This window comes from Shewanella sp. Scap07, assembly GCF_013394145.1.
Taxonomy (GTDB): domain Bacteria; phylum Pseudomonadota; class Gammaproteobacteria; order Enterobacterales; family Shewanellaceae; genus Shewanella; species Shewanella waksmanii.
Genome location: NZ_CP041329.1, coordinates 250961 through 272957, shown reverse-complemented (window position 1 = coordinate 272957; position 21997 = coordinate 250961). Strand labels below are relative to the sequence as shown.

The following is a 21997-nucleotide window of genomic DNA, read 5'->3' as shown; positions in this document are numbered from 1 at the left end:
AGCTAGTACCTTGTTTATCGCCTCTCTGAAAAATCGCAGCCAATAAAAAAGGCAGCCTAAGCTGCCTTTTCTTATCACTAAATCGACGACATATTAGTCGATGATTTTAGCTACAACACCAGCACCAACTGTACGGCCACCTTCACGGATTGCGAAGCGTAAACCTTCGTCCATCGCGATTGGGCAGATTAGTGTAACAGTCATCTTGATGTTATCACCTGGCATTACCATTTCTACGCCTTCTGGTAGCTCGATAGTACCAGTTACGTCAGTTGTACGGAAGTAGAACTGTGGACGGTAGCCTTTGAAGAATGGAGTGTGACGTCCACCTTCTTCTTTCGAAAGTACGTATACTTCTGATTCGAAAGTTGTGTGTGGAGTGATTGAACCTGGAGCTGCTAGTACTTGACCACGCTCTACGTCTTCACGCTTAGTACCACGTAGTAGTACACCACAGTTCTCACCTGCACGACCTTCGTCAAGCAGCTTACGGAACATTTCAACACCAGTACAAGTAGTCTTAGTAGTTTCTTTGATACCTACGATTTCTACTTCTTCACCAACTTTGATGATACCGCGCTCTACACGACCTGTTACTACTGTACCACGGCCTGAGATTGAGAATACATCTTCAATTGGAAGAATGAATGCACCATCGATTGCACGCTCTGGCTCTGGGATATAAGTATCTAGAGCTTCTGCTAGTTCAATGATTTTCGCTTCCCATTCTGCTTCGCCTTCAAGCGCTTTAAGTGCAGAACCTTGGATAACTGGTAGGTCATCACCTGGGAATTCATATTCTGAAAGAAGTTCACGAACTTCCATTTCTACTAGTTCAAGTAGCTCTTCATCGTCAACCATGTCACATTTGTTCATGAATACGATGATGAAAGGTACACCTACCTGACGTGAAAGCAGGATGTGCTCACGTGTTTGTGGCATTGGGCCATCTGTAGAAGCAACTACTAGGATTGCGCCGTCCATCTGTGCAGCACCGGTGATCATGTTTTTAACATAATCCGCGTGACCTGGGCAGTCTACGTGTGCGTAGTGACGAGTTGGAGTGTCATATTCGATGTGAGAAGTATTAATTGTAATACCACGCTCGCGCTCTTCTGGAGCGTTATCGATTTGTGCGAAATCACGTGCTTCACCACCGTATGTCTTAGTCAATACAGCAGAGATAGCAGCAGTTAGAGTTGTTTTACCATGGTCAACGTGTCCGATAGTACCAACGTTTACATGGGGTTTATTACGTTCAAATTTTTCTTTAGCCACGATATATTCCTTTCTTTTCAGAAGTGCCCACTTTGTTTAGTGAGCAATAGCAATCAATATAGCAGTTATGGCACTTAGCCGCGATTAATCTTAACCGCGCGCTTCCATAACTGATTTAGCAACATTTTGAGGTGCGTCAGAGTACTTCAAAAACTCCATAGAGTATGAAGCGCGACCTTGTGTCGCACTGCGCAAGTCAGTTGCATAACCAAACATTTCAGATAGAGGTACTACGGCTCGAACGATTTTGACGCCACCAATGCCGTCTTCCATACCTTCGATTAATCCGCGTCGTCTATTTAAGTCGCCAACCACATCACCCATATAATCTTCAGGTGTTGTTACCTCAACTTTCATACAAGGTTCTAACAAGGCAGGGTCTGCTTCAAGCGCACCCTTTTTAAAGCCCATAGAGCCCGCGACTTTAAACGCCATCTCATTTGAATCGACATCATGATATGAGCCGTCATACAAGGTGACTTTAACGTCCAATACAGGGAAGCCAGCTAATACGCCGTTCTTCATCTGCTCTTGGATACCTTTATCAACTGCAGGGATGTATTCTCTTGGAACCACACCACCAACAATCTCGTTGACAAATTCGTAACCAAAACCTTCTTCTTGAGGTTCTAGCTTCAACCAAACATGACCAAATTGACCACGTCCACCTGACTGACGAACAAACTTGCCTTCTACTTCTACAGCTGAGCGAATTGTCTCGCGGTAGGCCACTTGTGGTTTACCCACATTACACTCAACACTAAATTCGCGACGCATACGGTCGACGATGATGTCTAAGTGTAGCTCACCCATACCAGAGATCAGTGTTTGACCAGACTCTTCATCTGTTTCAACACGGAAAGACGGATCTTCGGCTGCCAATTTTTGCAGCGCAATGGCCATTTTCTCTTGGTCTGCTTGAGAGCGAGGCTCTACAGCAATCGTAATTACTGGCTCAGGGAACTCCATACGTTCCAGGATAACTTTGTGGTTAGCATCACATAAGGTATCACCAGTGGTGACGTCTTTAAGACCAATAGCTGCGGCGATGTCGCCAGCGCGCACTTCTTTGATCTCTTGACGGTCGTTAGCGTGCATTTGCACCATACGACCTATACGCTCACGTTTTTGCTTAACAGAGTTGTATACACCAGAACCGGTTTCTAATACGCCCGAATAAACGCGCATAAAGGTTAAGGTGCCAACGAATGGGTCAGTAGCAATTTTAAATGCCAACGCTGAAAACGGTTCATTGTCATCTGAATGACGCTCAACTTCGTTTTCATTGTCATCGATACCCTTAATAGCAGGTACTTCGACAGGTGATGGCAAGTAGTCAATCACTGCATCCAATACAGCCTGCACACCCTTGTTCTTAAAAGCAGAACCACAGGTCGCTAAGACTATCTCGTTCGCTAGAGTACGTTGACGTAGCGCTTGCTTAATTTCAGCTTCTGATAACTCGCCCTCTTCGAGGTACTTGTCCATCAGTTCTTCTGAAGCTTCAGCTGCACTCTCAACAAGGTATTCACGCATTTCAGCTGCTTTATCAGCAAGCTCAGCGGGAATATCTTCATAGGTGAACGTTGTGCCTTGATCAGCTTCAGACCAGTTAATGGCCTTCATCTTGATTAAGTCTACGACACCTTTGAACTCTTCTTCTGCACCAATATTCAAATGAATAGGTACACAAGTTGCGCCCAAACGGTTACGAATCTGCTCTACCACACTTTCAAAGTCTGCACCGGCTCGATCCATCTTATTGACGAATACGATGCGGGGTACATGATACTTATCGGCTTGACGCCAAACAGTCTCTGACTGTGGTTCAACACCCGAAGAACCACAGAACACAACAACAGCGCCATCGAGTACACGCAAAGAACGCTCAACTTCAATAGTGAAGTCAACGTGACCTGGAGTGTCGATGATATTGATACGGTGCTCAGTATACTGGGCATCCATACCACGCCAAAACGTAGTTGTTGCAGCTGAGGTGATAGTAATACCACGCTCCTGCTCTTGTTCCATCCAATCCATAGTGGCTGCGCCATCATGAACTTCACCGATTTTATGAGACATACCGGTATAGAACAAAACTCGTTCAGTTGTTGTGGTTTTTCCTGCGTCAACATGAGCACAAATACCGATATTACGGTAACGCTCAATAGGAGTTGTACGAGCCACGATTAAACCCTCTTTACTAGTGATAGCACACTAGTGATGTAAAACATGGTGCAGGCAAATGCCTGCACCAAGAGATTACCAGCGGTAATGTGCGAACGCTTTGTTCGCTTCTGCCATACGATGCACGTCTTCGCGCTTCTTAACAGCAGTACCTTTGTTTTCAGCAGCGTCTAGCATTTCACCGGCTAGACGTAGAGCCATAGATTTTTCACCACGCTTACGAGCAGCTTCAACTAACCAACGCATACCCAACGCGTTACGACGAACTGGGCGTACTTCACATGGTACCTGGTAAGTAGAACCACCAACACGACGAGATTTAACCTCGACTGATGGGCGAACGTTTTCCAGGGCTGCTTCAAGGATCACTAGGTGGTCTTCGCCTTTTTTCTCAGCGACAACATCTAGTGCCTTATAGATAATTTTTTCTGCAGTAGACTTTTTGCCATCCTGCATAATGACGTTGATGAACTTAGCCAGCAACTCACTATTGAACTTTGGATCTGGTAGGATTTTACGTTGTCCTACAACGCGACGTCTTGGCATAACAATTTCTCCGTATGCTTCAGGGACCCCAAAACTGGAATCAAAATATTAGCTTGGCCTTACTTAACGGAAAACGTTAAGACTTAGGACGCTTAGCTCCGTACTTAGAACGACCTTGACGACGCTCACTTACACCAGCACAGTCTAATGCGCCACGAACAGTGTGATAACGAACACCAGGTAAGTCTTTAACACGACCACCACGGATTAGAATCACGCTGTGTTCCTGCAGGTTGTGGCCTTCACCGCCGATGTACGAAGTTACTTCGAAACCGTTAGTTAGACGCACACGAGCTACTTTACGTAGTGCAGAGTTAGGTTTTTTTGGTGTGGTTGTGTATACGCGAGTACAAACACCACGTTTTTGTGGACACGCAGCCAGCGCTGGCACATTAGTCTTTTCGACTTTAGGCGCGCGAGGCTTACGTACCAACTGGTTTACAGTTGCCATGTATAGCTCCGAATCAGTTGAATTAACTCAACAGTAAGGTGTGAAAAATCTATGTCCCACAAATGTGGGAGGCGAAATTTTAGAAAGGTAATGCCCGCCTGTCAAGAAATAGCCAACTTTTAAGCGATTTAATGTAAAAAAAAGGCGCCAAAGGCGCCTTTTTTACATTCTATTTACCAAACTAGGTGAATTAATCTGAACTACCAGCAAGATTTAATAGATCTGCTAGGTTCTGTTCAGCTTCACTTGCGCTGATAGTTGGTGCTTCTTCGACAGCTGCATTCGGTGCCGCTTGAGAACGGTTCTGGTGATAGGCATAACCTGTACCAGCAGGGATCAAACGACCCACGATTACGTTCTCTTTCAAGCCGCGTAGCTTATCACTCTTACCACCAACAGCCGCTTCAGTAAGAACACGTGTGGTCTCCTGGAACGATGCTGCAGAGATAAACGACTCAGTTGCAAGCGATGCTTTGGTAATACCCAATAGTTCACGCTCGAACTTAGCAGGCAGCTTACCTTGTGCTTCCAACTCACGGTTAGCAATCTTAACGCGAGAAACTTCAACTTGTTCACCCGCTAAGAATTCGCTATCACCCGCTTCAGTGATCTCACACTTACGTAGCATCTGACGAATAATCACTTCAATGTGCTTATCGTTAATTTTTACGCCCTGTAGACGGTATACGTCTTGGACTTCGTTAACGATATAGTTAGCCACTTTATGAATACCGCGTAGACGCAGGATATCGTGTGCTGCTTCTGGACCGTCTGCAATAACCTCACCGCGTTCAACTTTTTCACCTTCGAACACGTTTAGGTTACGCCACTTCGGAATCATCTCTTCGTATGGCTTACCACCATCTGCAGGCGTGATCACTAGACGACGCTTACCTTTGGTTTCTTTACCAAACGAGATAGTACCTGAGTGCTCAGCAAGAATTGCAGGCTCTTTAGGCTTACGTGCTTCGAACAAGTCAGCAACACGTGGTAGACCACCGGTAATATCACGAGTCTTCGAAGACTCCTGAGGGATACGTGCCAAGGCGTCACCAACGTTAATTGGTGCGTTATCGTCTTGGTTAACGATCGCGTTACCTGGTAAGAAGTATTGAGCAGGTACTTCAGTACCTGGAATCATTAAGTCATTACCATCGGCGCCAACAAGACGAATCGCAGGACGCATCTCTTTACCAGCAGTAGGACGTTGACCCACTTCTAGTACTACGATTGACGATAGACCCGTTAGTTCGTCTGTTTGACGGTTCATGGTGACACCTTCAATCATATCAACGAACTTAATACTACCGGCAACCTCAGAAACGATTGGGTGAGTATGTGGATCCCAGTTAGCAATGATTTCGCCAGCTTCTACGCTCGCGTCTTCTAGCTTCTCAAGCACAGTACCGTAAGGCACTTTATAACGCTCTTTCTCACGACCTAGCTCATCAATAATGGCTAGTTCAGAAGAACGAGAAACAATCACTAACTTGCCGTCACTGTTAGTTACATGCTTAGCATTGTGTAGTTTCAGTGTACCAACGTTCTTAACTTGAACGTTGTTTTCAGCTGAAGCTCGAGATGCCGCACCACCAATGTGGAAAGTACGCATCGTAAGCTGTGTACCTGGCTCACCAATTGATTGTGCTGCAACAACACCAATGGCTTCACCTTGGTTGATGATATGACCACGTGCAAGGTCACGACCATAACAAGCGGCACACACACCAAAGTCAGTATCACAGCTGATCACAGAGCGAACAATCACTTCGTCAACTGAGTTTTCTTCTAACTTGTCACACCATGCTTCATCTAGCAGCGTGTTACGTGGTGCAAGTACGTCTTCAGTACCTGGATAGTAAACATCTTCAGCAACAACACGACCTAGTACACGTTCACGTAACGGCTCAACTACATCACCACCTTCAATAAGCGGCTTCATAGTTAGACCTTCGTGGGTACCACAATCTTCTTCGATAACAACCAAATCTTGTGCTACGTCAACTAGACGACGAGTTAGGTAACCCGAGTTAGCTGTCTTCAATGCGGTATCGGCAAGACCTTTACGCGCACCGTGAGTAGAAATAAAGTACTGTAGTACGTTTAGACCTTCACGGAAGTTAGCAACAATTGGGGTTTCGATGATTGAGCCATCTGGCTTAGCCATCAGACCACGCATACCCGCTAGCTGACGAATCTGTGCCGCACTACCACGAGCGCCTGAGTCGGCCATCATGTAGATGCTGTTGAAAGAATCTTGAGTTTCCTCTTCGCCTTCACGGTTAAGCACTGTCTCAGTAGACAGGTTATCCATCATCGCTTTAGATACTTTCTCGTTAGCACTTGCCCAGATATCAATGACTTTGTTGTAACGCTCACCGGCAGTTACTAGACCAGATTGGAACTGCTCTTGAATTTCAAGAACTTCAGCTTCCGCATCTGATACCAAAGTGTATTTCTCATCTGGAATCACCATGTCATTGATACCCACAGATGCGCCCGATACGGTTGCAAAGTGGAAACCGGTGTACATCAATTGGTCAGCAAAGATAACAGTATCTTTTAGACCCAATTGGCGATAACAGGTGTTCAACAGTTTAGAGATCTGCTTCTTACCCATGTTTTGGTTAACCAAATCATACGATAAGCCTTTAGGCAGAATTTGTGAAAGCAGTGCACGACCCACAGTCGTATCAACGATACGGCGTGTTTCGACTGGCTCACCATTGTCAGTAAACTGAGTTTCAGTAATACGAACTTTAACGCGTGCATGAATCTCGGCAACACCAGTACGATAAGCTTTTTCAACTTCATCGACTGATTCAAATGCCATCGCTTCACCTTTACCATTGACGCATTCGCGGCTGGTATAGTAAAGACCCAATACAACGTCTTGAGAAGGAACGATGATTGGCTCACCATTCGCTGGAGACAAGATGTTGTTGGTAGACATCATTAGCGAGCGTGCTTCTAACTGCGCTTCAAGCGTTAGCGGCACGTGAACAGCCATTTGGTCACCATCGAAGTCAGCGTTGTACGCCGCACAAACGAGTGGATGTAGCTGAATCGCTTTACCTTCAATGAGTACTGGCTCAAACGCCTGGATACCAAGACGGTGAAGTGTTGGTGCACGGTTAAGCATGACTGGATGTTCACGAATCACTTCGTCTAGTACATCCCATACTTCAGCCACTTCGCGCTCTACCATTTTCTTAGCAGCTTTAATCGTTGTCGCTAAACCACGACCTTCAAGCTTGCCATAAATAAACGGCTTAAATAGCTCAAGCGCCATCTTCTTAGGAAGACCACACTGATGCAGACGCAAAGTTGGGCCTACGGTAATTACCGAACGACCAGAGTAATCAACACGCTTACCTAGCAGGTTCTGACGGAAACGACCTTGCTTACCTTTGATCATATCAGCCAAAGATTTAAGCGGGCGCTTATTAGAACCGGTAATTGCACGACCACGACGACCATTATCTAATAGTGCATCAACAGACTCTTGTAACATACGCTTTTCGTTACGTACGATGATGTCTGGAGCAGCAAGGTCCAATAGACGTTTTAGACGGTTGTTACGGTTAATCACACGACGGTAAAGGTCGTTCAGATCAGACGTAGCAAAACGGCCACCATCTAGTGGAACTAATGGACGAAGATCAGGTGGCAGAACCGGAAGAACCTTAAGGATCATCCACTCTGGCTTATTACCTGAGTTGAAGAAGGCTTCAATAAGCTTAAGACGCTTAGTGATCTTCTTACGACGAGTCTCAGAATTGATTGATGGCAACTCTTCGCGCATCATTTCAATTTCTTTCTCTAGATCGATAGCACGTAGCAATTCAAGAACCGCTTCGGCACCCATCTTAGCTTCAAACTCATCGCCATATTCTTCTAGCGCGTCTAAGTAGTTTTCTTCAGTTAGCATTTGACCGCGCTCAAGGCTGGTCATGCCAGGCTCAATCACAACAAATGATTCGAAATAAAGTACGCGCTCGATGTCACGCAATGTCATATCTAGCATTAGGCCGATACGAGATGGCAGAGACTTCAAGAACCAAATATGCGCAACCGGGCTAGCGAGATCAATGTGACCCATACGCTCACGACGTACTTTAGTCTGTGTAACTTCAACGCCACACTTTTCACAGATCACACCACGGTGCTTAAGGCGCTTATACTTACCGCATAAACACTCATAATCTTTAACTGGGCCAAAAATACGCGCACAGAACAAACCTTCACGCTCAGGCTTGAAAGTACGGTAGTTGATGGTTTCTGGCTTCTTAACTTCACCAAATGACCAAGAGCGGATCAAGTCTGGCGACGCTAGGCCAATCTTGATACCTTCAAATTCTTCAGTCTTACTTTGCTGTTTCAGAAACTTTAATAAGTCTTTCACGTTTCTCTCCTGAAGGAGTTAAACCGGGTGCCCCGCTCGCGCAGAGCACCAATTTATCGCCGATAAATCGGCAGTCGCCAAGTGTTACTCTTGATCCAACTCGATATTAATACCGAGTGAACGGATCTCCTTCAGCAATACGTTGAAGGACTCAGGCATACCTGGTTGCATCTGGTGGTTACCGTCGACGATGTTCTTATACATCTGAGTACGACCGTTAACATCATCAGACTTAACAGTAAGCATTTCTTGAAGCGTGTAAGCGGCACCGTATGCTTCTAGTGCCCAAACTTCCATCTCACCGAAACGCTGACCACCAAACTGTGCTTTACCGCCCAGTGGTTGCTGAGTAACAAGACTATAAGAACCCGTTGAACGAGCATGCATCTTATCGTCTACCAAGTGGTTCAGTTTCAGCATGTACATGTAACCTACAGTTACTTGACGCTCAAACTCATTACCAGTACGACCATCATAAAGGGTACGCTGACCAGAGGTAGGCAGACCAGCAAGCGCTAGCATGTCCTTAATCTCTTTCTCTTTCGCACCATCAAATGCTGGAGTCGCTGTTGGCACACCACCTTTTAGGTTCTTAGCAAGACGTAAAACCTCTTCATCAGTAAATGAATCGATATCGACCTGCTGCTGCACGTCTTCACCTAACTCATATACTTGTTTGATGTAATTACGAAGCTCTGCTAATTCGCGCTGCTCTTCAAGCATAGCAGTGATTTGATCACCGATACCCTTAGCGGCTGCACCTAAATGCACTTCAAGAACCTGACCGATGTTCATACGAGATGGTACACCTAGTGGGTTCAATACGATGTCTACAGGGTTACCGTTTTCATCGTAAGGCATGTCTTCAACAGGGTTAATCTTAGAGATAACACCCTTGTTACCGTGACGACCCGCCATCTTATCACCAGGCTGGATAGTACGCTTAACCGCAAGGTAAACCTTAACGATCTTCAATACGCCAGGTGCTAAGTCATCGCCTTGAGTAATCTTGCGACGCTTGATTTCAAACTTCTTGTCGAAATCAGCTTTCAGCTCTTCATGCTGCTCGGCTAACTGCTCAAGTTCAGTTTGCTTAGCTTCATCATCAATAGATTGAACTAGCAACTGAGGGCGAGGAATCGCATCAAGTTGTGCTTCACTGAAACCCGCGGTTAATAGCAGGTTACGTGCACGGCCAAAGACACCTTCTTCAAGGATCTTGAACTCTTCAGTCAAATCTTTCTTAGCTTGACCGATATGCATCTCTTCAATTTCTACAGCACGCTTATCTTTCTCAACGCCGTCACGAGTAAATACTTGTACGTCGATGATAGTACCTTTAACAGAGTTAGGTACACGTAGTGAACTGTCTTTAACATCAGATGCTTTTTCACCGAAGATAGCACGCAGTAGCTTTTCTTCTGGAGTCAGCTGAGTTTCACCTTTAGGTGTTACTTTACCAACTAGGATGTCGCCACCCTTAACTTCTGCACCGATATAAACGATACCAGACTCATCTAGCTTAGAAAGCGCAGACTCACCTACGTTTGGAATATCAGCTGTGATCTCTTCGCTACCCAACTTAGTATCACGAGCAATACAAGAAAGCTCTTGAATGTGGATAGTTGTGAAGCGGTCTTCCTGAGCAACACGCTCAGAGATAAGGATTGAATCCTCAAAGTTGTAACCGTTCCAAGGCATGAACGCGATACGCATGTTCTGACCAAGCGCCAAATCACCTAAATCGGTAGATGGACCATCGGCAAGTACGTCGCCACGAACCACTGGATCGCCAACTGAACAACAAGGACGCTGGTTAATACAAGTGTTCTGGTTAGAACGCGTGTATTTGGTCAAGTTGTAGATGTCGATACCCGCTTCGCCTGGTGTTAGTTCAGCTTCGTTGACTTTAACAACGATACGGCTGGCATCAACGTAGTCGATGTAACCACCGCGTTTAGCAGCAACAACAACGCCAGAGTCAACAGCAAGTGTACGCTCAATACCGGTACCAACTAATGGCTTGTCAGCCTTCAGTGTTGGTACTGCTTGACGTTGCATGTTCGCACCCATCAATGCACGGTTAGCATCATCGTGTTCTAGGAACGGAATCAACGACGCAGCAACAGAAATAATCTGTTGTGGTGAAACGTCCATGTATTGAACATCTGCAGCGCGCATAAAGGTGGCTTCACCTTTGTGACGACATGCAATTTGCTCTTCAATCATGCGACCGTCGTTATCAACTTCGATGTTTGCCTGTGCAATCACATAACGACCTTCTTCGATTGCTGATAGGTAATCTACCTGATCAGTAATCACACCATCTACAACCTTACGGTAAGGTGTTTCTAAGAAGCCGTACGAGTTGGTACGTGCAAAACTTGCTAGCGAGTTAATTAGACCAATGTTTGGACCTTCAGGGGTCTCAATTGGACATAGACGACCATAGTGAGTTGGGTGAACATCTCGAACTTCGAAGCCCGCACGTTCACGTGTCAAACCACCAGGACCTAAAGCAGAAATACGACGCTTATGCGTCACTTCTGACAATGGGTTGTTTTGGTCCATGAATTGAGACAGCTGAGAAGAACCGAAAAATTCTTTAACAGCAGCAGAAATTGGCTTAGCGTTGATCAAGTCCTGAGGCATAAGCTCATTCAGATCGCCTAGGCTTAAACGCTCACGTACGGCACGTTCTACACGAACTAGGCCAACGCGGAATTGGTTTTCAGCCATTTCGCCAACACTACGGATACGACGGTTACCCAAGTGATCGATATCATCAACTTCATCTAGACCGTTACGGATCTTGATGATGTTTTGCATAACTGCAACGATATCTTCTTTAGTTAGGATACCAGTACCTTCATCATCGTCGATGCTTAGACGACGATTGAACTTCATACGACCTACTTTAGATAGGTCATAACGCTCTTCACTGAAGAACAAGTTCTGGAACAATGCTTCTGCCGCATCTTTGGTTGGTGGCTCGCCTGGACGCATCATACGATAAATTTCAACCAACGCTTCTAAGCGGTTAGTGGTTGAATCGATGCGCAGCGTGTCAGAAATGTAAGCGCCATTATCAAGATCGTTGATATATAGCGTGTCAATTTCTTTAATGCCTGCCATAGACAGCTTAGCAAGATCTTCTAAGCTAATCTCACCGTTAGCAGATACCAACACTTCGCCTGTATCAGGATCGATGTAGTCTTGAGCAGAAATCTTACCAGCGATGTATTCTACTGGTACTTCTAACTCAGTGGTGTTGGTCTTTTCTAGCTGACGAATATGACGTGCAGTAATGCGACGGCCCTTCTCTACAAGAACGGTACCTTCAGCATCTTTAATGTCATAGCTTGCTGTTTCACCACGTAGGCGATCAGCAACCAAGTTCATCACTAGTGAATCTTTCTTGATCTTATACTGAACACGATCGAAGAACAGATCTAGGATATCTTGGGTTGAGTAGTCTAGTGCACGTAAGATGATTGACGCGGCCAATTTACGACGACGGTCAATACGAACGAACAGTGCATCTTTTGGATCAAACTCAAAATCTAACCATGAGCCACGGTAAGGAATAATACGTGCGTTATAAAGCACCTTACCAGAAGAGTGGGTCTTACCACGGTCGTGATCGAAGAATACACCAGGACTACGGTGTAACTGAGATACGATTACACGCTCAGTACCATTGATAACAAAGGTACCGTTATCAGTCATAAGAGGGATATCCCCCATATAGACTTCTTGTTCTTTAATGTCTTTGACTGTACCAGGTGCAGCTTCACGGTCATACAGAACCATACGCAATTTAACGCGTAATGGCGCAGAGTATGTAACACCGCGGATTTGACACTCTTTCACATCAAAAACTGGCTCACCTAGCTTGTAGCTAACGTACTGTAGCTCTGAGTTACCAGAAAAGCTCTTGATGGGAAAAACGCTACGGAATGCAGCTTCTAAGCCGCGCTCACCCGTAGGATCTTGATCGGTGAACTTCTTAAAAGAGTCCAACTGAATTGACAACAGGTAAGGGATATCCAGCACTTGTGGACGCTTACCAAAGTCTTTGCGAATACGCTTCTTTTCAGAATAGGAGTAAACCATGGGTTTCCTCTGATTGCGAGATGTGACCAAGACTGAAACAACCTAATGTTGTAACAGCACGTTTGCCCATCACCGTTGAAAGCAAGAACCTAGCCAGTAATCTCTGCCAGGAACTGCAACATTTGGCGACAAACGGTGAATAAAAAATCGCCAACGCTTACAGCGCAAAAAAGGCCGACGGTTAAAAAACCGCCAGCCTCCGCCCGATTGCTCGGGGGTAGTAAGTTAAATTATAACTTACTTGATCTCAACAGCAGCACCAGCCGCTTCTAGATCAGTCTTAAGAGCTTCAGCTTCTTCTTTAGAGATAGCTTCTTTAACTGCTACTGGAGCAGATTCAGCCATGCCTTTAGCTTCTTTCAGGCCTAGACCTGTAGCGCCACGAAGAGCTTTAATTACTGCAACTTTGTTGTCGCCGTGAGAAGTAAGAATTACGTCGAATTCTGTTTTCTCTTCAGCAGCGCCAGCATCGCCAGCACCACCAGAAACAACAGCAGCAGCGGCAGATACGCCGAACTTCTCTTCCATTGCTTCGATTAGTTCAACAACTTCCATTACAGACATTTCTGCAAGGGCTTCTAAGATTTGGTCTTTAGTGATAGACATAACAAAAAATTCCTAATTGTACTGAATTCAATTTAATTAAGCGGCTAATCGTGTGATTAAGCTGCTTCTTTCTGATCGCGAAGAGCGGCCAATGTACGAACCAACTTGCCAGCAGATGCTTCTTTTAGAGTCATCATGAACTGAGCTAGTGCTTCTTCGTATGTTGGTAGTTTCGCTAAACGATCAATATCCGCTGCAGGGATTAGTTCCCCTTCAAAGGCTGCTGCTTTGATTTCAAACTTCTCTTGCTCTTTAGCGAAGTCTTTAAGAAGACGCGCTGCAGCACCTGGGTGCTCGTTAGAGAATGCAATCAAAGTAGGACCAGTAAACGTGTCAGCTAGGCACTCAAAATCAGTACCTTCAACAGCGCGCTTAGCTAGAGTGTTACGTACAACTTTAACGTATACACCAGCTTCACGAGCAGCTTTACGAAGACCAGTCATATCACCTACAGTCACACCGCGTGAATCGGCAACTACTGCAGATAAAGCACCCTTGGCAGCTTCGCTGACTTCAGCAACAATCGCTTTTTTGTCTTCGAGTCTTAATGCCATTGGCTTTACTCCTGGATTCTATCTAGGGATTTCCCCTAGCAATTACCATACTAAGCAATCAATTGCTTAGTTACTTACGGCGCGAATTTCCAGGCAGAAAAAATCTATCTGGGGTCCGACACCGTCTACGTAGGAAATTAAGTTAATCGTATGAAAAACACCTACGGTCTTGGACGGAAGTCTAAAAATCAACCACTTAGTGATTAAAAATTAGACCTCAACCCACAAAGTGCGCGAATTATAAATGAATTCACCCACTTTGTAAAACAAGCTTAAGAAATTAGCTTGAAGTAGTTAGGCTAGCCTGATCTACTGCAACACCTGCACCCATAGTGGTAGAGATGCTAACTTTCTTAAGGAAAACACCTTTAGCTGAAGCAGGCTTAGCCTTAACTAGAGCAACTAGAAGTGCTTCTAAGTTTTCTTTCAGCTGTGCAGGTTCAAAGTCAACCTTACCGATTGTAGAATGGATGATACCATTCTTATCGTTACGGTAGCGTACTTGACCCGCTTTAGCGTTCTTAACTGCTTCTGCAACGTTTGGAGTTACAGTGCCAGTCTTAGGGTTAGGCATAAGACCACGTGGGCCTAAGATTTGACCTAACTGACCAACAACGCGCATAGCATCCGGAGATGCGATAACAACGTCGAAGTTCATTTCACCAGCTTTAACTTGTGCAGCAAGCTCGTCCATACCGACTAGCTCAGCGCCAGCTTCTGTAGCTGCTTCTGCGTTTGCACCTTGAGTGAACACAGCAACACGAACTTCACGACCAGTACCGTGTGGTAGTACAGTAGCACCACGAACGTTTTGGTCAGATTTACGTGGGTCAACACCTAGGTTAACCGCTACATCAACACTTTCTACGAACTTAGCAGTAGCAAGCTCTTTAAGCAGTGCAACAGCTTCATTGATTTCGTAGTTTTTAGTCACTTCGACTTTTTCGCGGATCAAACGAGCGCGTTTAGTTAGCTTTGCCATTATATTAGTCCTCTACTACCAAACCCATTGAACGCGCAGTACCTTCAATAGAACGCATCATCGCTTCCATATCAGCACCAGTCATATCAGCTTGCTTAACTTCAGCAATCTCTTGAACAGCGCTACGCTTGATAGTGCCCACTTTCTCAGTGTTAGGACGGCCAGAACCAGATTTCAGACCTGCTGCTTTAAGCAGTAGGAAAGAAGCAGGTGGCGTCTTAGTTTCGAAAGTGAAAGAACGGTCGGTGTATACCGTAATAACAACAGGAATTGGCATACCTTTGTCGAACTTTTCAGTACGAGCGTTGAATGCTTTACAGAATTCCATGATGTTAACACCTTTTTGACCCAATGCAGGACCAACTGGTGGCGACGGATTTGCAGCACCGGCTGCTACTTGTAGTTTGATGTAACCATCAACTTTTTTAGCCATGAGACATTTTCCTCAAGTATGGGTACAAACGCTAAAGACGACATGTCTTATAGCTCCCCGAAAACAATGGGTGCGGATTATATAAAAAATCCGCACCCATTCCAAATAAATTTTGTACTTTAATTAATCAGCTTTTTTCGATCTGACTAAAGTCGAGTTCTACTGGTGTAGAGCGACCGAAGATCATCACAGAAACCTTAACGCGGTTCTTCTCGTAATCCACTTCTTCAACTGTACCGTTAAAGTCGGCAAAAGGACCGTCAGTAACGCGAACAATTTCACCAGGCTCAAACATAACGCGATGAGTTGGAGACTCTGTCGTTTCTTGTAGACGCTGCAAGATAGCATTAGCTTCTTTGTCAGAAATAGGCGCAGGTCGATCAGAAGTACCACCAATGAAGCCCATTACACGTGGAATGCTTTTCACTAGATGCCAGCTTTCGTCATTCATATCCATCTGAACTAACACGTAGCCAGGGAAAAATTTACGTTCGCTCTTACGACGCTGACCAGCACGCATCTCTACCACTTCTTCGGTCGGTACAAGTACCTCACCGAAATGGTGTTCCATGCTATGCATTTTGATGTGCTCTAGAAGAGACTTACATACTCGTCCTTCATAGCCTGAAAAAGCTTGAACAACATACCATCTCTTTTTAGCTTCAGTTGCTTCAGTCATGCGAAATGCCTATACGCCTGTAATAAAATTAACAATTCTTAGTAGTACTGCGTCCATACCCCAAAGGATAAGTGCTAGTACACCTGTCGCCGCTAGTACGATGAAAGTCGTGTTAAGTGCTTCTTGGCGAGTAGGCCAGACAACTTTACGAACTTCAATATGTGATTCACGGGCAAAAACAAGCGCCTGCTTGCCTTTCTCGGTTTGTAGTGCAATGAAACCAGCAATAGCAAAAGCAACCACCACACTAATAGCGCGAACCAACACACTCGCTTCGCTATACATTTGGTTACCAACAATAGCGGCAGCCAACAAAATGACCACTAGGCCCCATTTTACGATATCCAAGGAGTTGCCTTGGTTTTCTGTATTTGTTGTCATCGGTTAATTCCGTTACTTACTGCGACCTGAGCCTAACAGGCCAAACTTTATAGGCAAAACGATATCAAGAATTGATTTCTTGATACCTCACCCCGAGCCTACATCATAGATTGACATAATCCCAGAGGGTCAAAAATCGGCCATAGATTGTATGCTTATTCAGACCAATTGGCAAGGCGCGCAGTCTGGTTATCATTAAATATAACCTAAAACAAAAAAGGCAGCCTAAGCTGCCTTTTCTTATCACTAAATCGACGACATATTAGTCGATGATTTTAGCTACAACACCAGCACCAACTGTACGGCCACCTTCACGGATTGCGAAGCGTAAACCTTCGTCCATCGCGATTGGGCAGATTAGTGTAACAGTCATCTTGATGTTATCACCTGGCATTACCATTTCTACGCCTTCTGGTAGCTCGATAGTACCAGTTACGTCAGTTGTACGGAAGTAGAACTGTGGACGGTAGCCTTTGAAGAATGGAGTGTGACGTCCACCTTCTTCTTTCGAAAGTACGTATACTTCTGATTCGAAAGTTGTGTGTGGAGTGATTGAACCTGGAGCTGCTAGTACTTGACCACGCTCTACGTCTTCACGCTTAGTACCACGTAGTAGTACACCACAGTTCTCACCTGCACGACCTTCGTCAAGCAGCTTACGGAACATTTCAACACCAGTACAAGTAGTCTTAGTAGTTTCTTTGATACCTACGATTTCTACTTCTTCACCAACTTTGATGATACCGCGCTCTACACGACCTGTTACTACTGTACCACGGCCTGAGATTGAGAATACATCTTCAATTGGAAGAATGAATGCACCATCGATTGCACGCTCTGGCTCTGGGATATAAGTATCTAGAGCTTCTGCTAGTTCAATGATTTTCGCTTCCCATTCTGCTTCGCCTTCAAGCGCTTTAAGTGCAGAACCTTGGATAACTGGTAGGTCATCACCTGGGAATTCATATTCTGAAAGAAGTTCACGAACTTCCATTTCTACTAGTTCAAGTAGCTCTTCATCGTCAACCATGTCACATTTGTTCATGAATACGATGATGAAAGGTACACCTACCTGACGTGAAAGCAGGATGTGCTCACGTGTTTGTGGCATTGGGCCATCTGTAGAAGCAACTACTAGGATTGCGCCGTCCATCTGTGCAGCACCGGTGATCATGTTTTTAACATAATCCGCGTGACCTGGGCAGTCTACGTGTGCGTAGTGACGAGTTGGAGTGTCATATTCGATGTGAGAAGTATTAATTGTAATACCACGCTCGCGCTCTTCTGGAGCGTTATCGATTTGTGCGAAATCACGTGCTTCACCACCGTATGTCTTAGTCAATACAGCAGAGATAGCAGCAGTTAGAGTTGTTTTACCATGGTCAACGTGACCAATGGTGCCCACGTTCACGTGGGGTTTATTACGTTCAAATTTTTCTTTAGCCATGGTATTGCCCCAATCCAAAGTATTTGGTGATGAAACTGCATATAGCAAAAAATCCGATGCATTTAATGACATCGAATCAGTTAAAAAGATAATTGGGAAGTGAGAAGTAGGTCGGTGCTGATAGGTAGCCTTAAACCGGAAAAAGCACTCGATACCGAGTGCTTTCTACTGATTAAGTATTATCAGCAAGATTTTGGAGCGGATGGCGGGAATCGAACCCGCGTTATCAGCTTGGAAGGCTGGAGTAATACCATTATACGACATCCGCGCAACCTACTTCAGGTTACCTAACTACCTAGAATATGGTGGAGGGAGAAGGATTCGAACCTTCGAAGGCTGAGCCGTCAGATTTACAGTCTGATCCCTTTGGCCACTCGGGAACCCCTCCAGAGAAATGGTGCCGGCACCAAGAGTCGAACTCGGGACCTACTGATTACAAGTCAGTTGCTCTACCAACTGAGCTATGCCGGCGTGTCATTTCGGTAGCGGATATTAGGTAAATGTGAGCATAAGTGCAATACCTATTTTTAATTTTTCTCAAAAAAAGCGTCAAACGTTGCTTTTTCAGCCATAAAAAGGCGGTTTGGTGCATTTTTCACACTATCGTTGTAGCGACTAGGCGAATTCAATATCGCAAAGCTATGTTTGATGTTGTTCACATAATCACGATGGTGTACTGTGCGACTCCTAATGGGAGAGAATCAATGACATCGACAAATCAGATTCATCAAGCGCTCTATTTAGCGTTTGGTCGGCAGCAATGGGCAGAATTACGTAAATCTGTTCCGCTTACGCTCAGCGAAATAGATTTGGCCAACCTTCGTGGTATTAACGAGAATATCTCGCTGTCTGAAGTAACAGATATATACCTGCCATTAAGTCGTCTATTAAATCTTATCGTTGGTGCCAAACAAAAGCGCGGTGTCGTGCTCAATGAATTTCTCGGCCGTACGCCCCCCAAACGACCTTATATCATTAGTATCGCCGGCAGCGTTGCTGTCGGGAAAAGTACTACGGCGCGAATATTACAAGCGCTACTGCGTCAGTGGCCGGAGCACCCTAAAGTAGAATTAGTCACCACAGATGGGTTTCTTTATCCCTTAGCAGAGTTAAAACGCCGCGGTTTGCTGCAACGTAAGGGATTTCCAGAAAGCTATGACATGAAACTCTTAGTAGAGTTTATCGCTAAGGTTAAATCGGGAGAAGAGCAAGTCAGTGCCCCACTGTACAGCCACATCACTTACGACCGACTGGCCCAACAGCAAGTAATTAACCAGCCTGATATTTTAATCATAGAAGGGCTCAATGTGCTGCAAACAGGGCAAGACTCTCATCTGCCAATGCAAGAACCTTACGTTTCTGATTTTGTAGATTTTTCTATATTTGTTGATGCCAATGAAGCCTTACTAAAAGACTGGTATATACAGCGCTTTTTACAGTTTAGACAAGGGGCATTTAGCGACACAAATTCCTACTTTCATCATTACTCCAAACTGAATGATCAAGAAGCAAAACGCATTGCCGCCAACATCTGGGACAGTATCAATGGACCCAATCTCAACCTCAACATATTGCCCACGCGTGATCGCGCCAGTTTAATTTTACAAAAAGGCGCAGATCACTTAATGAGCCAAGTATTAATGCGTAAAAAATAACGTTTGCCGTCGAGCTAACTGCGGTTAGTTAGCTCGCAAACTGATCTCTCCGCCCACATAAGCACGCACTTCACCTTCAGATTCAAGTAACAAAGCGCCTTGCTCATCAATCCCTCGGCAAATACCCGAAATGCTTTTATCACCCATCGACAACTTAACTTGCTGATTCTCAAAAATGTCAGCCTGTTGCCAACGCGGCAAGAAGGCACCGAGCCCAGATTGCTCAAACAGTTTCAGGTCTTTTATTAATTGTGCGTGTAACGCTAAAGCTAACTCAGTCTTATTAGGCAGGTCGGTTTGCTGGCTAAGGTCACTCCATGGCTGATCAATCTGTTGTGCTTGTGCGGGAGACATTGCTAGGTTTATCCCTATGCCAATCACGAGATTACACTCGCTGTCTGCTTGGCCGCTCATCTCAACCAGTACGCCTGCCAACTTTTTATGATCGAGATAGATGTCATTAGGCCACTTAACCCCGACACCCGCTACACCGAACTGTTCAAGCACTTTAGATAAGGAACAGGCAACAACTAAGCTTAACCCCATCGCTTGTGCCATCCCCTGAGGAAAGCGCCAGAACAGCGAAAAGTACAGGTGGCCGCCATAAGGTGAAACCCATGTTCTTCCCCGTCTACCGCGCCCAGCCGATTGGTATTCTGCAACACATAAATCGCCGCTAGATAGCTCTTCAACATGCTTTAATAAAAAGCCATTGGTTGAAGCGACTTCATCAAAGTAAAAGCAACGCCCTTGAGAGCGCTCAAGCAGGGCTTTCTCATCTATCATCGATATAGGCGTGGCCAACTTATAACCTTTACCTTTGACGCTAAAAATATCGACACCGTACTCTTCAAGGCCGCCAATATGTTTACCAATTGCCGCACGGCTTATGGATAGCTCTGTGGCTAACTCTTCACCTGACACAAATTGCCCACTGCTCAGTAATTTGATAATTGCTCGCTTGCGAATCCATTGATCTTGCATCAACTACTCCTTTTCACCTTCAGCGCCAATAATTCTTGGCTCTATTTCTAAAGCAACACCAAAAAGGCGGCTAATTTGTTGTTTTACATACGACGCTAGCTGACAGATATCATCACCGCTAGCTTGCCCTTGATTGACCAACACTAACGCTTGCTGATCATGTACCGCAGCATCACCCAGCACATATCCTTTTAAACCAGCTTGTTCGATTAGCCAGCCCGCAGCAAGTTTATAGTCACCTTCAGTAAGCCGATAGGCAACCATGCTAGGATATTGTTCAAGCAATTGATGATAGTGCGCACTGTTGATCACAGGGTTTTTAAAAAAACTGCCAGCATTACCCAGTTGATTAGGATCTGGCAATTTAGTTGACCTTACCTGGCAGACCGTATCGAAAACCTCTTGGGCTGACACCGCTTTGCCTACGAAGCCTTTAAGTGGGCCATAATCTAGGCGAGGTTGCCACTGCTTGGGCAAGCGCAAGCCTACCTGAGTAATCACCGCTTTGCCTTTTAAGCGCCCTTTAAAAACCGATTCACGGTAAGCAAACTCGCATTCTTTGCCGCTTATCCTCTTTATGGCAAGGTCGGTTAAATCGAGATATTCGACCCAATCACAAACCTCTGCAAGCTCCAGACCATAGGCACCAATATTCTGTACAGGTGCAGCACCAACGCTACCAGGGATTAAACCTAGGTTCTCTAAACCACCTACCCCTTGCTGTAATGTCCATTCGACCAAGTCATGCCAATTCTCTCCAGCAGCCACCGACAAAAGGTAATCCTGCCCATTATCGGTCATGACTTTCCCTGTCGTTCTAATGACAATAACCGTACCAGCAAAATCTGCAGTTAGTACTACATTACTGCCGCCTCCCAAGATTAAATAAGGCCCATTAATCCCCTTGGTAAATAGCGCCTTTAGTTCCTGTGTAGAATCAATAAGGCATAAATGCTGGCATTGGTAGTCTAAGCCCAAGGTGTTATAGGGTTTCAACGAGGCGACGGGGAGTAGTTGCATGATCAGTTCTTTGAACAAAAAAAGTTATTGTAACGGAAATGGCTAACAGTGAATATCTTCAGTTCAAAGTTTTGCCCACCGACTTAACGGCTTGATGAGAGGTGCTTAATATAGCCAGGGCAATATAAGCCCCACTGAACCACAGATTATTTAGCGAATTGCAGATACGAAAAAGCCCTAGCATTGCTGCTAGGGCTTATCGTAATGTTGGCGGAGCGGACTTGCTCTTATCAAGAGACGAATCCGCGACCCCCGGCGAGACAGGTCGCTTTC

At 45.2% G+C, this 21997-nt stretch carries 16 protein-coding genes and 3 tRNA genes; 1 reads left to right on the top strand and 18 read right to left on the bottom strand.

Translation table 11 applies throughout. The annotated features are described in order from the left end of the window. Positions 1 to 93: 93 nt before the first annotated feature. The 16 genes from tuf (FLM48_RS01365) to FLM48_RS01290 form a co-directional block, all read right to left on the bottom strand. Positions 94 to 1278, bottom strand: coding sequence for an elongation factor Tu (gene tuf, locus FLM48_RS01365; protein ID WP_179022988.1), 1185 nt, complete (start codon positions 1276 to 1278; stop codon positions 94 to 96). Positions 1279 to 1368: 90 nt separating this feature from the next. Next, the gene (gene fusA, locus FLM48_RS01360) at positions 1369 to 3465 is read right to left on the bottom strand and encodes an elongation factor G (RefSeq protein WP_028774716.1); all 2097 of its coding nucleotides are present in this window, start codon (positions 3463 to 3465) and stop codon (positions 1369 to 1371) included. A 75-nt stretch (positions 3466 to 3540) separates the two neighbouring features. After that, positions 3541 to 4011 carry a 30S ribosomal protein S7 gene (gene rpsG / locus FLM48_RS01355; protein ID WP_028774715.1) on the bottom strand — a complete coding sequence of 157 codons (471 nt, stop codon included), beginning with the start codon at positions 4009 to 4011 and terminating at the stop codon, positions 3541 to 3543. 76 nt (positions 4012 to 4087) lie between these two features. Continuing rightward, a complete protein-coding gene (gene rpsL, locus FLM48_RS01350) occupies positions 4088 to 4462 on the bottom strand; it encodes a 30S ribosomal protein S12 (RefSeq protein ID WP_028774714.1) in 375 nt (124 codons plus the stop codon). A 190-nt stretch (positions 4463 to 4652) separates the two neighbouring features. After that, positions 4653 to 8867 (bottom strand): DNA-directed RNA polymerase subunit beta', encoded by a 4215-nt coding sequence (gene rpoC, locus FLM48_RS01345; RefSeq protein ID WP_179022992.1) that lies wholly within the window; start codon positions 8865 to 8867, stop codon positions 4653 to 4655. A gap of 84 nt (positions 8868 to 8951) precedes the next feature. After that, positions 8952 to 12983: a DNA-directed RNA polymerase subunit beta gene (gene rpoB / locus FLM48_RS01340; RefSeq protein ID WP_179022990.1), complete on the bottom strand. Its 4032-nt coding sequence runs from the start codon at positions 12981 to 12983 to the stop codon at positions 8952 to 8954. A 237-nt stretch (positions 12984 to 13220) separates the two neighbouring features. Then, positions 13221 to 13589 (bottom strand): 50S ribosomal protein L7/L12, encoded by a 369-nt coding sequence (rplL, locus tag FLM48_RS01335; RefSeq protein WP_028774711.1) that lies wholly within the window; start codon positions 13587 to 13589, stop codon positions 13221 to 13223. 56 nt (positions 13590 to 13645) lie between these two features. Next, on the bottom strand, positions 13646 to 14143 hold the full coding sequence (gene rplJ / locus FLM48_RS01330; RefSeq protein ID WP_028774710.1) for a 50S ribosomal protein L10: 498 nt from the start codon (positions 14141 to 14143) through the stop codon (positions 13646 to 13648). Positions 14144 to 14423: 280 nt separating this feature from the next. Next, positions 14424 to 15125, bottom strand: a complete 702-nt coding sequence (rplA, locus tag FLM48_RS01325) for a 50S ribosomal protein L1 (protein ID WP_028774709.1) — start codon at positions 15123 to 15125, stop codon at positions 14424 to 14426. Positions 15126 to 15129: 4 nt separating this feature from the next. After that, positions 15130 to 15558 carry a 50S ribosomal protein L11 gene (rplK, locus tag FLM48_RS01320; RefSeq protein ID WP_028774708.1) on the bottom strand — a complete coding sequence of 143 codons (429 nt, stop codon included), beginning with the start codon at positions 15556 to 15558 and terminating at the stop codon, positions 15130 to 15132. Between the two features lie 127 nt (positions 15559 to 15685). Then, complete coding sequence (gene nusG / locus FLM48_RS01315; protein ID WP_028774707.1) at positions 15686 to 16237, bottom strand: transcription termination/antitermination protein NusG; 552 nt, start codon at positions 16235 to 16237, stop codon at positions 15686 to 15688. Between the two features lie 9 nt (positions 16238 to 16246). Further along, the gene (gene secE / locus FLM48_RS01310) at positions 16247 to 16618 is read right to left on the bottom strand and encodes a preprotein translocase subunit SecE (protein ID WP_028774706.1); all 372 of its coding nucleotides are present in this window, start codon (positions 16616 to 16618) and stop codon (positions 16247 to 16249) included. Between the two features lie 262 nt (positions 16619 to 16880). Then, positions 16881 to 18065 (bottom strand): elongation factor Tu, encoded by a 1185-nt coding sequence (gene tuf, locus FLM48_RS01305; RefSeq protein WP_179022988.1) that lies wholly within the window; start codon positions 18063 to 18065, stop codon positions 16881 to 16883. Positions 18066 to 18259: 194 nt separating this feature from the next. Further along, positions 18260 to 18333 (bottom strand) — tRNA-Gly (locus FLM48_RS01300). A 35-nt stretch (positions 18334 to 18368) separates the two neighbouring features. Next, positions 18369 to 18453, bottom strand: a tRNA-Tyr gene (locus FLM48_RS01295). A 7-nt stretch (positions 18454 to 18460) separates the two neighbouring features. Beyond that, positions 18461 to 18536: transfer RNA gene (locus tag FLM48_RS01290), tRNA-Thr, on the bottom strand. A 233-nt stretch (positions 18537 to 18769) separates the two neighbouring features. Here FLM48_RS01290 and coaA point away from each other — a divergent pair. Continuing rightward, positions 18770 to 19720, top strand: coding sequence for a type I pantothenate kinase (coaA, locus tag FLM48_RS01285; RefSeq protein WP_179022986.1), 951 nt, complete (start codon positions 18770 to 18772; stop codon positions 19718 to 19720). Between the two features lie 24 nt (positions 19721 to 19744). Here coaA and birA read toward each other — a convergent pair whose 3' ends face one another. Both birA and murB read right to left on the bottom strand, forming a co-directional pair. Continuing rightward, a complete protein-coding gene (gene birA / locus FLM48_RS01280) occupies positions 19745 to 20704 on the bottom strand; it encodes a bifunctional biotin--[acetyl-CoA-carboxylase] ligase/biotin operon repressor BirA (protein ID WP_179022984.1) in 960 nt (319 codons plus the stop codon). Positions 20705 to 20707: 3 nt separating this feature from the next. Then, positions 20708 to 21724 (bottom strand): UDP-N-acetylmuramate dehydrogenase, encoded by a 1017-nt coding sequence (gene murB, locus FLM48_RS01275; RefSeq protein ID WP_179022982.1) that lies wholly within the window; start codon positions 21722 to 21724, stop codon positions 20708 to 20710. Positions 21725 to 21997: the final 273 nt, after the last annotated feature.